General features: G+C 53.7%; 13 protein-coding genes. 6 read left to right on the top strand and 7 right to left on the bottom strand.

Going from position 1 to position 13,773, the window contains the following annotated elements; genetic code table 11:
- Positions 1-141 precede the first annotated feature (141 nt).
- Positions 142-654: a YjcG family protein gene (locus tag BUA12_RS07740; protein ID WP_072710028.1), complete on the bottom strand. Its 513-nt coding sequence runs from the start codon at positions 652-654 to the stop codon at positions 142-144.
- A 63-nt stretch (positions 655-717) separates the two neighbouring features.
- The gene (locus tag BUA12_RS07735; protein ID WP_072710027.1) at positions 718-1,443 is read right to left on the bottom strand and encodes an alpha/beta hydrolase; all 726 of its coding nucleotides are present in this window, start codon (positions 1,441-1,443) and stop codon (positions 718-720) included.
- Between the two features lie 179 nt (positions 1,444-1,622).
- Between BUA12_RS07735 and BUA12_RS07730 the strand changes: the two genes are divergently transcribed.
- Complete coding sequence (locus BUA12_RS07730) at positions 1,623-2,732, top strand: AI-2E family transporter (RefSeq protein WP_072710026.1); 1,110 nt, start codon at positions 1,623-1,625, stop codon at positions 2,730-2,732.
- A gap of 53 nt (positions 2,733-2,785) precedes the next feature.
- Here BUA12_RS07730 and BUA12_RS07725 read toward each other — a convergent pair whose 3' ends face one another.
- From BUA12_RS07725 to BUA12_RS07715, 3 genes are read right to left on the bottom strand one after another with little or no spacing between them, the layout of a single operon-like run.
- Complete coding sequence (locus BUA12_RS07725) at positions 2,786-4,360, bottom strand: ABC transporter permease (protein ID WP_072710025.1); 1,575 nt, start codon at positions 4,358-4,360, stop codon at positions 2,786-2,788.
- A complete protein-coding gene (locus tag BUA12_RS07720) occupies positions 4,357-5,238 on the bottom strand; it encodes an ABC transporter ATP-binding protein (protein WP_072710024.1) in 882 nt (293 codons plus the stop codon). The genes BUA12_RS07725 and BUA12_RS07720 overlap by 4 nt, the downstream gene beginning before the upstream one ends.
- On the bottom strand, positions 5,235-5,861 hold the full coding sequence (locus tag BUA12_RS07715) for a TetR/AcrR family transcriptional regulator (protein WP_072710023.1): 627 nt from the start codon (positions 5,859-5,861) through the stop codon (positions 5,235-5,237). The genes BUA12_RS07720 and BUA12_RS07715 overlap by 4 nt, the downstream gene beginning before the upstream one ends.
- Positions 5,862-5,984: 123 nt before the next feature.
- Here BUA12_RS07715 and BUA12_RS07710 point away from each other — a divergent pair, with 123 nt between their 5' ends.
- Positions 5,985-6,728, top strand: a complete 744-nt coding sequence (locus BUA12_RS07710) for a M23 family metallopeptidase (protein ID WP_072710022.1) — start codon at positions 5,985-5,987, stop codon at positions 6,726-6,728.
- Positions 6,729-6,793: 65 nt separating this feature from the next.
- Here the strand turns inward: BUA12_RS07710 and BUA12_RS07705 are convergent, their stop codons facing one another.
- Positions 6,794-7,216, bottom strand: coding sequence for a hypothetical protein (locus BUA12_RS07705; RefSeq protein ID WP_072710021.1), 423 nt, complete (start codon positions 7,214-7,216; stop codon positions 6,794-6,796).
- Between the two features lie 108 nt (positions 7,217-7,324).
- Between BUA12_RS07705 and tatC the strand changes: the two genes are divergently transcribed.
- Entirely contained in the window at positions 7,325-8,095 is a 771-nt protein-coding gene (tatC, locus tag BUA12_RS07700; RefSeq protein WP_072710020.1) for a twin-arginine translocase subunit TatC, read from the top strand.
- Between the two features lie 55 nt (positions 8,096-8,150).
- Positions 8,151-9,053: a UTP--glucose-1-phosphate uridylyltransferase GalU gene (galU, locus tag BUA12_RS07695; RefSeq protein ID WP_072710019.1), complete on the top strand. Its 903-nt coding sequence runs from the start codon at positions 8,151-8,153 to the stop codon at positions 9,051-9,053.
- 282 nt (positions 9,054-9,335) lie between these two features.
- Here the strand turns inward: galU and BUA12_RS07690 are convergent, their stop codons facing one another.
- Positions 9,336-10,523, bottom strand: coding sequence for an MFS transporter (locus BUA12_RS07690; RefSeq protein WP_143146112.1), 1,188 nt, complete (start codon positions 10,521-10,523; stop codon positions 9,336-9,338).
- Positions 10,524-10,655: 132 nt separating this feature from the next.
- On the opposite strand from BUA12_RS07690, the gene BUA12_RS07685 reads away from it, so the two are divergent.
- Together BUA12_RS07685 and BUA12_RS07680 are read left to right on the top strand one after the other, a co-directional pair.
- Positions 10,656-12,137, top strand: a complete 1,482-nt coding sequence (locus BUA12_RS07685) for a UDP-N-acetylmuramoyl-L-alanyl-D-glutamate--2,6-diaminopimelate ligase (RefSeq protein WP_072710017.1) — start codon at positions 10,656-10,658, stop codon at positions 12,135-12,137.
- A gap of 19 nt (positions 12,138-12,156) precedes the next feature.
- A complete protein-coding gene (locus BUA12_RS07680) occupies positions 12,157-13,719 on the top strand; it encodes a peptide chain release factor 3 (protein ID WP_072710015.1) in 1,563 nt (520 codons plus the stop codon).
- The last annotated feature ends 54 nt before the right edge of the window (positions 13,720-13,773 follow it).

The raw sequence follows: 13,773 nt of genomic DNA, 5'->3' as shown, positions 1-13,773 counted from the left end.
CGGCTGAGTGAGCGCGGGCTCGCCTCTACCGCTCATTGACCCGGCTGAGTGAGCGCGAGTGAGCCGGCCCGCTTCTTCCCCCGCTCCACAACAAATAAAAAACCCACAATCCTCAATGATTGCGGGCATAGCTGAGCAAAATCATCCTTCGCCGAGCCTGAATGTCTCGGAAACCTGCCACATGCCGTTTTCCAGCTGGTAGGCAAGGGCGATTTTATTCACGGTCTCTTTATGCTGGATGCCAGCCATGCTCAAATGGCTGAAAGTATCTTCGAATTCCTGTGATGTCGTACCCTGTGCGAGTGTGAAGTGCGGTACGAACGGATGCTTGTTCTCACCATAGAAGTCCCCCTGGTTCAAAGCATCATGAATGGCAGTTAAAGTTTCGTTCGGTTCGACTTTGAAGTATATTACTGGTGAAGTCGGTGCGAAGCTTGAAACTTTCTTGATCTCGATTTCGGTCGGCTGGTGGTCCTTTGCGACTTTCTTCAAGTATTCGACGATTTTTTCCTTATCTTCCGGATCCGCTTCAAACTTCTCCTTCAGAGTGATATGTGGTGGAATGTATGCATAATGTGGGTCGTACCTTTTTCTGTAACTGTTGACTTTGTCCTGAAGCTCTTTTGATGGAAATAAAGCTACACCAAATTTCATGGTAATTCCTCCCAATGTCGTTTCTTCGATTATATCAGATTGTACCTCAATTTCATATGAATGTTAAGCCAGGTAGTGCTTGAGCACACGCTCCAATTCAGGTTTCCACGTCTTCCAGATATGTCCGCCCTCGAGCTCGCGGTACTCATATTCAAGCGGTTCAAGGTCAAGGAATGCGTTGAGTTTCCTGTTCGGCGTCAGGAAGTCCGCCTGCTCGCCCATGATCGTCTTGAAGTCGTCTTCTTCGAGACCGATCGTATGATACAGGTTGAGCTGCATCAGATTCGGCTGATTTTTGAACCGTTCGATGAAATCATCATCCACGAACGGACTGAATGCCACTGCGTTCGGAAAAGTGGTCGGATACTGGAGCGCCACACTGAATGCGAAAGTGCCGGCGAGAGATTCGCCCATGAGCACCCGCGAGTCGGCCATCCTCAATGTTTTGAAATTGGCGTCGATCCATTTGATCAGTTCACGGCCGACGAAAGTGACCATGTTTTCGTGATGCTCCCCGTTCGGGCTGAAATAATGGTTCCGCCACTCGACGTCCGGGTAGGGCACCCCGACGATGATGGCGCGGTCCATCTCTTCTTTTTCACGAAGCTTCTGGTACTGCCTCTCGATCTGGCCGTACTTGAAGAAATCCTGTGAATCGAACGTGATGATGACGTTGTATTTATATAGATCGCTGAAGTTTTTCGGCAGATAATACTGAATTTCAAACTTCTCCCCGCACACTTCGGACTCGATTTCCGTGGTGTGGATCTTGCCTGCAGTCATATCCATGATATCCCCTCCTTATGTATATTGTACCAAGACATCGATTTGAATGACATACCGGTACAACATTGATTATGCCCTTTATCATCATAAACAAAACCGGGGGAGTGATAAAAGTTTTTTGAATGGTGATGTTTTATGATACACTTTATAAAAATACTAAGTAGATTAAGGAGAAATGGCAGATGGCGAATAAGGCTTGGTTTCAGTCAGGTGTGGCGATCATCATCACGCTGTTGATCATCATGCTGGCGATTCAGGTACAGGTGGTATTTGAGCCGCTGTTCACAATTATCGCAACGATCTTCATCCCTGTATTGCTCGGCGGCCTGCTGTATTACATAACACAGCCGATTCAAAGCTTTTTGGAAAAAAGGAAGGCCAACAGGCTGGTGGGCATCCTTTCCATATTCATCATCATTCTGATTGTGATCAATATACTCGTGATGGTCATCGTTCCGGTCATCTCCGACCAGGTCCAGAACCTGATCGAGCGCATGCCGGCGCTGCAGCGCGATTTCCAGGCCGTGCTTGAATTCCTGTCGTCCCAGAGGGAAGAGCTGCCGTTCGATATCGATATAGAAGGCTACACCCAGGATATACTCGACCAGAGTGGTGAAATCATCAGCAACATCGCAAGTAACGCGATCACCATCCTGACGAGCACTGTGAGCGTCATCCTCACATTGATACTGGTGCCGTTCTTTTATTTCTTCATGCTGAAGGATCATGAGAAATTCGTACCGGCAATGGTTTCACCTTTCTCGGGCACTGTAAAGCAGTTCCTGACTGAATGGCTTTATGACGTCGACCGTACGCTCCGTTCATTCATCCAGGGGCAGGTGCTGATCAGTTTCATACTCGGTGTGATACTCTACATCGGTTATACGATCATCGGCCTCGAGTACGCCTTGCTGCTCGGTATGCTCGCCCTGTTCCTGAACGTCATACCGTTCATCGGACCGTGGCTCGCATTTGCACCGGCAGGATTGCTGGCCCTGATCCAGAGTCCGATCATGTTCGTCTGGGTCGCACTCATCACACTGATCGCCCAGCAGATTGAAAGCAACCTGATCACCCCGAACGTCATGGGGCAGTCGCTGAAACTGCATCCGCTGACGGTCATCGTCGTGGTGCTCGCAGCAGGCAACATCGCCGGATTCATCGGCATGCTGGTCGCGATACCGACCTACGCCGTGATCAAGACGACCATCCAGAACATCTGGCGCTACCGCACGACGCTTGAAAACACGTTGCTGACGGATGTACAGCCGCAATTGAAGAAGCATAACTAATCGTCATGAAGAAACCCGGACAGCCTCAAGGCTGCCCGGGTTTTCGCATGCCGTCATCCGAGATCCCGCCGCCTGTACAGCAGCATGCCGGCGATGAATAGGAGCACCGAGACGACCGACACACCTGCAAAAGCGAGCCAGTCCATATCATTGATCGGTACGTTCTCCACATAATGAAACGGCGTCAGCATATGGAAGGCATCGTGGAGCTCGACCAGGTTTCCGAGGTAGGCGACGAAGAACATATAGCCGACGTACAGCCAGATGACTTTGAAGAGCCCCTTCGAGAGTCCGAGAAGCAGGGCGCCGAGCCCGATGGCCGCCGCGATGACGCTGAAGTAGTTCACGCTCGCCAGCATATAATCACCGGGGCCGATGCCGATATCATCCACATTCATGCTGGCAAGGTACATGCCGAGCGTCGTGAGGACCATCCCGAGGAGCGCCACGATGAGGCTGATGCCCCAGTGGGTGAGGAGCACGAGGGAACGGGAAAACCTGCGTTCAAGCGTCCCCGTGTTCACCACTTCGAGCCGGGCGCTGTCCTCCTCCCGGAGGATCCTGCCGATGATCATCACGCCCGGTATCGTCGCGATCACCGTCGTGATGATCAGGATCATATTGATGAAGAACAGCACCGGATCATCGATTGCCCCCGCTTCGACGGCGGCACTCAGCATTTCATTCTCGGAGATCATCGTCTCGAGGTCCCCGAAGATCGCCCCGTAAGTCAGGCCGATGACGAACAGGCCTGCGAGCCAGGAGATGATCATCGTCCGCATGCTGCGGAGCGCAAGCCCCGGATACGTGCGGATCTTACGCGTCCTCTTACGGCCGCGCGCCTTCAGGTAGGCACCGCCGATATCCCTATTGGCGAATAAAAACCATCCCGCCGCTGCGAAGACGATGATCGATAGGAAAGGCAGCAGCCATACGAAGTTGTCTTCGGCATACGGATACATCCTGGAGAGCCAGTTGTAGGGCGAAATGACGGAATAAGCCATGTCAGCCACGTCGGTGACGGCCCGGTACAGGAACATGATGACCAGGGCGCCGAGCGAGATGCCGAAAGTGAAGTCGGCCGATGATACGAGCGTGCCGACGAAGATCGTGAGCATGTAGAAGAGCATGCCGAACAGCGCAAGCCCTGCACTGTAGAGCAGATTCCCCTCATTATTGAAAGACTCGAGGTTCATCAGTGAAAGCCCCGCATAGTTGATGACGCCGGCAAGGGCGTTGATGAGGACACCGAGCATCACCTGGTTGAAGTACAGTGTGCTTTTTTTGACGCCGCCGCTCACCAGGTACTCCGTGAGACCGTCGTCTTCCGCCTTCCTGCTCACGGCATTGGCGATCAGTATACCGAATATCCCGTGGACGAGTGCCATGAAGAGGAACATCTGATGGCTGAAGGATATGGCGGTCGTGTAGGCGGCGTCCGGGATGGGTCCGACGAGCGCGATCATCGCCGGATTGTCGAGTGTCATTTCTATCGAGCGGAGTTCCTCCTCGGTGGAGTACAGGCCGCCGAACACCGGGGCAAAGCCGATTGACATGCCGCACAGGATGGCGAGCCACACGATCACCCTCATGCGGACCTGCTTTGCCAGCAGTTTGAAATATGTCATGATTTATCCTCGTAGTAGCGCAGGAATATGTCTTCCAGTTTCGGTGGCTCCGTGACGAGATGGGTGATCCTGAGACTGCCGACGGCGGCCATGAATTCGGCGATCTTATCATTATCGACCATGAGGTGGGTGTACCCGTCTTCGACTGTGAAGTCATGGACGTAGGGCTTATCCTTCAGGAACGCGAGGTCATCATCCGAACCGATGATGTATTCGATCCGCGTGATGTGGCTGAGGTCGGCAAGCCTGCCGGTCTCTATGATCTCCCCGTCACGTATGATCGCGATCCTGTCCGCGAGCTTTTCCACTTCGGATAATATATGGCTGGACAGGAAGACGCTTTTCCCGGCATCCCGTGCTGCAAGGATCTCCTCGTGGAACGCGCGCTCCATCAACGGATCGAGGCCGGTCGTCGGTTCGTCGAAGATCAGCAGGTCCGCCTCCGATAAGAGGGCACTGATCAGCGCCACCTTCTGCCGGTTGCCCTTGGAGTAGGTCTTGCATTTCTTCGAAGGGTCCAGACGGAACTTTTTGATGAGCCGGTCGCGCATTCCCTGATCTTTGAATCCGCGCATCTCCATGAAGAAATTGATGACTTCCATCCCGGTCAGGTTGTCCCAGAGGTTGACATCACCCGGCACATAGCTGATCTGTTCGATGTAATGACTGTTCTTACGGATATCTTCGCCCTTGAAGTATATCGTGCCGGACGTTTCCTTCAGCGCACCGATGATCATCCGGATGGTCGTGGATTTGCCGGCACCGTTCGGTCCGATGAATCCGAAGACTTCGCCCGCCCTGATGTCGATCGACACCTCATGCGCCGCCCGCACCTTCCCGAAATGCTTGGAGACGTTCTCCAGTGTCAGTATGCTCATTGATATTCCTCCTTGTAATAGATCTTCTTCATCGCATCCAGATAAGTGCCGAACGCCCGGAAATGTTTTTCGAAGTCACCGGCCCCGCTGCCGCCTTGCCTGGACACTTCCCCGATGTGTTTCGAATAGCCGTCGAATGTCCACTTGATGAGCTGCATCAATACGTCATGATCGATGTCATCCCTGAAGAAGCTGTAATCGATGTCGGCATAGAGCGCTTTGTAGCCTTCGTTGAAGAGCGCATCCTGCAGCGCCCGGTACTTTTCCGGGACGGTGTCCTCCAGATAGACATGCGACAGGAACATCGAGATTTCCGGATGCGCCGCGTAATATTTGTGCTTCAGTTCCGCGACCGCCGCCGAACGTTCGATGAAGCCCTGCTTCGGCAGATCCCAGCTCAGCAGTTCATCACGTACTCTCTCAAGCGTGTATTCCGTACATGTGAAATAAACATCCTCCTTGTTCTCGAAGTAATAATAAAGCATGCCTTTCGACATCCCCGCGTGCTTCACGATCCGGTTGGTCGAGGCATCTTTGTAGCCGTACTGTGCAAACTCGTCGAGCGCGGCATTTAAAATCTCCGCCTGCCTGGAAGGATCCAGTTTCTTGAAAGCATCTCTCATGCCTGCCCCCCTTTATTGACCGGTGTGGTCAATTACATTTTACTCCCATTGACCGTACCGGTCAATAACTTTCGTGACAATTTGCCCGATATATGTCATATGACATGAAAGGGGAGAGATGATATGAATCCAATCGATTATCTTGTTTCAAAAGGCTTCAGGATCACGTCCGATCCGTCGAAGTACAAAAGCGGCATCTGGGGGAAGCGGGACTATACCGTGAATGGTTATAATCATGACGGTTACTGCGGCGGCCACCACCGCGCGTATGACTTGTCGAAACATCACCTGGCACCTGTGCCGTCGGTATGCGACGGGACCGTCACCGCCGGGACGAAAGCCTACGGGAACTTCGGGGGCACCGTCGTCATCGCCAATGAAGACCTGGACATACAGGTGATCTACGGGCATTTGAGCAGGAAGCTCCCTGTGAGAACCGGGCAGAAAGTGAAGGCGGGTCAGACGATCGGCCACCAGTCGAATACGAATCATCAGGGTGTGCAGATGAATTCACACCTCCATATCCAGTTCCAGAAATACGGCTACATCGAAAATGAAAGGGATTTCGTATGCAGCGGGATCGATCCGCTGAATCTTGTGCTGAGCGATGTATGGCTGAAGAGGGGGAAGTTCGTCACGGACAGGAATATCAATATACGCAGGTTTCCCAACAAGAATGCGGGGAGGAGCGGCGTGCTCCCGGCGGGGTCGACGGTCGCCTTCGACCGGTATTACGCTTCCGGCGGCCACTGGTGGCTGAGGTTCAGGCATAAGGGGGCGGTGCGTTTCATCGCCGCAGGGCGGCGTGTGGACGGGAAATCATTCGGCAAAACGGGGCTGTGGGGGAAGGCGGTATTCAATAAATGAAACGGTCATTTGTGCATCCGGCAGAAAAAAACGCCCGTGCAGCTCAGGGGCTGCCGGACGCTTATTCATGAGGCTTTCTGCTGTTTGATCTGATTCGGTGTACCCTGGCCGCCGCTCAGGTCTTTGTCCATCTCGTAAAGCAAGCTGTTGATGATGGTCTGGTTGTAGGCCTCGACGAGGAAATAGGCGACGACCGCATAGATGGTGATCACCCCGACCAGGAGGATATTGTTCTGGACCACGCCGATGACGACGGCCGGCAGGAAGACGAGTCCTATGAAAAGGATCAGCATCGCAATCCGGTAAGTCCTGATGGCACCTTGCGCCGATTTGACCTGCCGGGCATACTTCTCATTGACTGCATAGTAATCCAGAGCTCTGTTGTCGCGGTAGACATTCGTGATTTTCACATCTCCGTCGTATTCATCTTCAGTGTAGCGCAAGTCCATATGTCCGTTATCCCAAGTCAGCATTTTAAAGAATGACATTTCCATGCACCTCGATATACAATGTATTTAGTACTCATTATAAACTAAACAAAAACAGAATACAAAATGAATAGATTGAAAATTTCGATTTATAAAGCAGGTGATTGTTTGGTACAGGGAAATGATATACAGAATAAAGGGCCCCGTCAGCCGGATGAAGAGGCCATCGTCGATGCCGTCGATACATTTTCGGGCCACCTCGAGGCACTCCGGGCCGTACTGCTGAAATCCGCCATCACCATCGCGGTCATCTTCATCATCATCTTCATGACCGTGAGCTGGTGGTTCGGCTTCATCGGGAAGGGTGCGGACATCGTCGTCATGGGGCCGTTCGAAGTGATCCGGTTTTATTTCCGCACCTCAGGGGCGATCAGCATCGGCCTCTCCGTACCGTTCATGCTCTTTTACTTATGGCAGTTCGTCGAACCGCGGCTGATCCCAAAAGATGTGAAGATCATGCACTCGATGCTGCCGATGATGATACTGCTGTTTCTGCTCGGCCTGCTGTTCGGCTACTTCGTCGTGCATCCGGTCAGTTACTTCGCGCTGATCAGCATGGGGGAGCAGAACTTTGATGTGCTGATCACGGCGGATGAATACATGTCGTTCCTTCTGGTGACGACGATCCCGCTCGGCCTCGTCTTCCAGCTGCCGCTGGTGGTTTTATTTCTGAACTACCTGGAACTGCTGGATTCGGCATTGATGAAGAGTGTGCGGAAGTTTGCATATTTCGGCCTGATCGTGGTCACGGCGCTCATCGCGCCGCCGGACATATTCTCCCATCTGCTGACGCTGACGCCGATGATCCTGCTGTATGAGTTCAGCATCATCCTCGTGAAACGCAAGGAGAAGCGCGACCGTTTGAAAGCGGACGGTTAAAGGTATATTATTGATATCATTCAAATAAAGTCATGAATTGCAGGAGGCGTGTATTGTGAGTCAGAAAGTGAGAAAAGCAGTCATACCGGCGGCCGGGCTCGGGACGAGGTTCCTTCCGGCGACGAAGGCGATGCCGAAGGAAATGATCCCGATCCTGGATAAGCCGACCATCCAGTATATCGTGGAAGAAGCGGTCGAGGCCGGGATTGAGGACATCATCATCGTGACCGGACGCCACAAGCGGGCGATCGAGGACCATTTCGACCATCAGGTCGAGCTGGAACTGGCACTGAAGGAAAAAGGGAAATATGAGTTGCTTGAAAAAGTCGAACATGCGACCGGCCTTGCAAATATATTCTATGTCAGGCAGAAGGCGCCGAAAGGGCTCGGGCATGCGGTCAACACCGCACGCCAGTTCATCGGCAACGAACCGTTTGCGGTGCTGCTCGGCGATGACATCGTGGACCACGGTTCGGGGACGCCGGCTATCGGCCAGCTGATCGGGGAATTCGAGCGGACGGGTTCAAGCATCATCGGTGTGAAGACCGTGCCGGACGAAGATGTGTCGAGGTACGGCATCGTCGAGTATGACGGCTGCAGGGAGGATCTGTATCATCTGACGGATGTATATGAAAAGCCGGAGGCAACGGAGACCGACTCAAGGCTCGCGATCATGGGGCGCTATGTGCTCACACCGGATATTTTCGATGAACTCGGGAAAGGCGTCATCGGTGCAGGCGGTGAAATCCAGCTGACCGATGCGATCGCCGGACTGATCCATAAAGGCCGGGATGTCTATGCCTGTGACTTTGCCGGCGACCGTTACGATGTCGGCCATATGCGCGGCTTCGTGAAGACCACGATCGAGTACGCACTGCGCTCGGACGATACCCGCGACGAGGTCATCGAATACATGGAAAGTACGCTGGAGAAGCTGAAGCGGGGAGAATTGAAATGATGGAGGGCCGCTGTCGCCCACTCAGAACCGTCAATGAGCGCCAGAGGCGGGCTGTCGCTCACTCAGAACCGTCAATGAGCGCCAGAGGCGAGCTGTCGCTCACTCAGAACCGCCAATGAGCGCCAGAGGCGAGCTGTCGCTCACTCAGAACCGCCAATGAGCGCCAGAGGGTCGCTGTCGCTCACTCAGAATCACCAATGAGCGCCAGATCCGCCTCGCCTGCACCATCCATTACAAAAAAGCTCACCCACGGAATAAAATCCGGCGGGTGGGCTTTATTCATCATGCCGAGCGCGCTTTCGTACGCTCTCGCACGAACATCACGATATAGTAGATCGTGAGGACCAGAAAGATCAGCCCGCTTGCGACGAGGGTGGCTTTCACACTGCCGAAGATGTCGGCCGTGAGGCCGCCGACGACCGGGCCGATCATCGCGCCCATGCCCTGGAGGCTGCTGATGAGCCCCCAGGATTCCTCCTTCTTCACCTTAAGGACCGTGCCGGCGAGGTATTTATTCCACGCGGGCAGCATGATGCCGTAGCTGAGGCCGATGAAGCATGCGATCAGAAATATGATCCACACCGTCTCAAGGGTCGAAAACCAAATGATCCCGGCAGCGTATATGAAAAAGCCGGTGCAGATGGTCGCCATCGTGAACTTTGAAGAGTAACTGTCGAGCCCGCGGGAGAGTATCGTCATGCTGAACCCGACCAGTGAGAATATCACCAGGATGAAGATGGTATATTCGAAATAGCTGAGTTCGAGCAGTCCCGTGATGTAGGTCGGCAGCACGGGCAGCAGCATGCCGACGCCGAGCGCCTGCAGCATGATGCCCGGTATGTTCCTCATATGCCGCCTTAAGATCACGAGCAATTCCTTCAGCGGCAGCCGCTTCTTCCCGGAACCCCCGCCATTATTCTGACGGACACTGAATTTACCGGGGATGAAGATGTAGCCGAGTATATTCAGCACGACCGTGCCGATCATGATGTAGACGGCATCGTCCCCGATGAAGCCGATGACGAAGTTCATGATCACCATGCCGGTGCCGAGCCCTGCAAGCCAGCTGAAGAAGATGAAGCCCATATCCTTGCCGCGCGTTGCATCATTCACGTTCGCGAGCGCAAAAATCCATATCGGGCACACCGCGATGCCGAGCAGGGCGGAGGCGATGAGCAGAATCAGGAATTCCTGTGAGAATAAAACCATGCCCATCGCCGTGACCATCAAGACATAAGCCCCGGCCATCGTCCATTTCGCGCCGATTTTGCGCATGACGAAGCCGAGCCACGCATTGGTGGCTGCATCAAATACGAAATGTGCCGTGATTGCGACAGATGCGAGCGTCAGTGAAATCGCTTCGATCGACGGCAGGGCAGGCAGATAGCTCAGCACATACATGCCCCGCACGAGTTCCGTTAAAAATAATATGATTGCATACTTCCAAAATAAATTCCTGTGTCCCCTCATCAAAACACCCACCATCTATCCTATCCATTTGAAAAATGATTTTATCATACCCTGACCAAAATTGTGCAGACTTTTCTTTATACGGGCAGGAATATATTGTATAATATAAAGGTTGAAAGGTGGGAACGGTACTTGAATACGAAAACGCTGCTCTCTTTATTGAAGATAAAAAAAGCATACGGCAACTTCCCTGACGCGGTCGAACACATCTCCACAGACTCCCGTGAAGTTGACCACAACAGCATCTTTGTGGCAATAAAGGGCCATCAGGCCGACGGTCAGGATTTCATCCCCGACGTCATCAGCGCCGGATGCAGGTTCATCATCAGCGACAGATACTATGATACGGATGAGGACGCCGGCATACTGGTCGTGAAAGACCCGGCCAAAGTCGGCGCCCTGTTCGCGGAATATATTTATGATTTCCCGCACGAGGCGATGACGATGGTCGGCATCACCGGGACGAACGGCAAGACGACGGTGGCGACGATGATCCACTCCTTGAGCCGGGCGATGGGAAAGAACAGCGCATACCTCGGCACGAACGGCTTCATGGTCAATGAAGACCGGTATGTCAGCACGAATACGACACCCGAGTCGGTCCGACTCCATCACAGGATGGATGAAGCGGCTGAAGCCGGTGCGGAAGTGTTTGCCATGGAAGTCTCCTCCCACGGGCTGAAACTCGGACGCGTCGCCGGCATCAATTTCGATATCGCGATATTCACGAACCTCTCCCAGGATCACCTGGATTTCCATCCGACGATGGACGATTACGGCTATACGAAGGGGCTTTTATTTTCACAGCTCGGGCAGGATGTGAAGGAACGCAAATTCGTCATCCTGAACAACGATGATCCCTGGAGCGCGCAATATCAGCGCATGACGCCGCATGAGGTCATCACCTACGGCATGGACGGCACCAGCGATTTTCACCCGACGGACATCGACGGCAGCCTGGAGGGCTTCAACTTCACGCTGAACACGCCTGAAGGGGCATTCCGTGTCGATTCACCGTTCATCGGCGAGTTCAACATCCAGAACCTGATGGCAGCCGTCATCAGCGAATGGGTGCAGGGTTACGGACTCGAAGAAATCATCGAAGCGGTCAGGATCATGGATCCGGTCGAAGGGCGTCTTGAAGTGCTCGACAGGACGCTGCCGGTCAACCTGATCATCGATTTTGCACATACGCCGGATGCGCTCGAGAAGATCATGGACACGGTGAAGCCCTTTGCACAGGGCCGCCTGATATTCCTGGTCGGCATGACCGGCGAGCGCGACACGACGAAGGCGCATGCGATGGGCGAGATCGCTTCGCGTGCCGACATCGCCATCTACACCCCGGACAACCCGGCCAATGACGATCCCGCCATGCTCGTCGAACTGCTTGAGGCGGGCGCACGCTCGGATAATTACCATTCCTTCACCGACCGTGAGACAGGCATCCAGTACGCTGTTGAAATCAGCGAACCGGGGGATACGATCGTACTCGCATGCAAAGGGCGCGAACCGTACCAGATCATGGAAAATTACTTGAAAGTACCGCACCGCGATGACCTGATCGCGCTTGACGCCGCCTACCGCAAGTACCGCCCGGACGAATATTTATGATGTATTAAGGAGATTTTCAATGACTTTAGAAACTGAAATAAAAAGACGCAAGACGTTTGCCATCATCTCGCACCCCGATGCCGGCAAGACGACACTGACGGAGAAACTGCTGTTGTTCGGCGGTGCGATCCGTTCCGCCGGGACGGTGAAGGGCAAAAAGAGCGGCAAGTTCGCAACGAGTGACTGGATGAAGGTCGAGCAGGAACGCGGCATCAGTGTCACGAGTTCGGTCATGCAGTTCGACTTCGACGGCTATAAGATCAACATCCTCGATACACCGGGACACGAAGATTTCTCGGAAGATACGTACCGCACACTGATGGCGGTCGATTCGGCCGTCATGGTGATCGATGCGGCGAAGGGCATCGAGCCGCAGACGCTGAAGCTCTTCAAAGTATGCCGCATGCGCGGCATCCCGATCTTCACGTTCATCAACAAGATGGACCGCATGGGCAAGGAGCCGTTCGAGCTGCTCGAGGAGATCGAGGAGACGCTTGAGATCGAAACGTACCCGATGACGTGGCCGGTCGGCATGGGCCAGAGCTTCTTCGGCATCATCAACCGCAAGAATAAACAGATCAATCCTTTCCGTGAAGAGGGGATGATGCAGCTGAATGATGACTATGAACTTGAAACGCCGCATCCGATCAGCGAGGACGAGGCATTCCAGACGGCCATGGAGGAATTCATGCTTGTGGAAGAAGCGGGGGATGCGTTCGATGAGGAGAAGATCGCCGGCGGGGAACTCACGCCGGTATTCTTCGGCTCCGCATTAACCACGTTCGGCATTGAGGAATTTCTGGACACCTACGTTGATTTTGCGCCGATGCCGACGCCGAGGAAAACTGAAGCCGGCGGCTCGGTCGACCCGACTGAAGACGGATTCACGGGCTTTATTTTCAAAATCCAGGCCAATATGGACCCGAGGCACCGTGACCGCCTCGCCTTCATGCGGATCGTGAGCGGCAAATTCACCCGCGGCATGGATGCCGTGCTCGCGCGGACCGGGAAGAAACAGAAAGTCACCCGGGCAACGATGTTCATGGCCGATGACACCGAGACGGTCGAGGAAGCCTACGCGGGCGACATCATCGGCCTCTACGACACGGGGAATTACCAGATCGGCGATACGCTGTACGGCGGGGGCGGCGGCAAGGTCGAATTCGAAAGCCTGCCGCAGTTCACCCCGGAACTCTTCATGAAAGTGTCGGCGAAGAACGTCATGAAGCAGAAGCATTTCTATAAAGGCATCGAACAGCTCGTGCAGGAAGGCGCGATCCAATACTACAAGACGATCCACACGAATCAGCCGATCCTCGGCGCAGTCGGCCAGCTGCAGTTCGAAGTGTTCGAACACCGCATGAAGAACGAGTACAACACCGATGTCGTGATGGAACCGATCGGCAAGAAGATCGCCAGATGGATCGAGAACGAGGCGGACATCACGGAGAGCATGAACTCCCCCCGTTCCAACCTGGTTTTGGACAGATACGACAATCAGGTCTTTTTGTTCGAAAATGAATTCGCGACAAGATGGTTCTCGGAGAAATTCCCGGAAATAAAATTATACAGCCTGCTTTGATGGTGGGCAGCGGCCCGTCCTTATTTTGAGGACGGGATTTTTATTTGGTGGTGC

This window comes from Lacicoccus alkaliphilus DSM 16010 (genome assembly GCF_900142805.1).
In the GTDB taxonomy this organism is placed as follows: domain Bacteria; phylum Bacillota; class Bacilli; order Staphylococcales; family Salinicoccaceae; genus Lacicoccus; species Lacicoccus alkaliphilus.
Note: the sequence above shows the minus strand (reverse complement) of the source record. Positions and strands in the feature narration are given on the sequence as shown.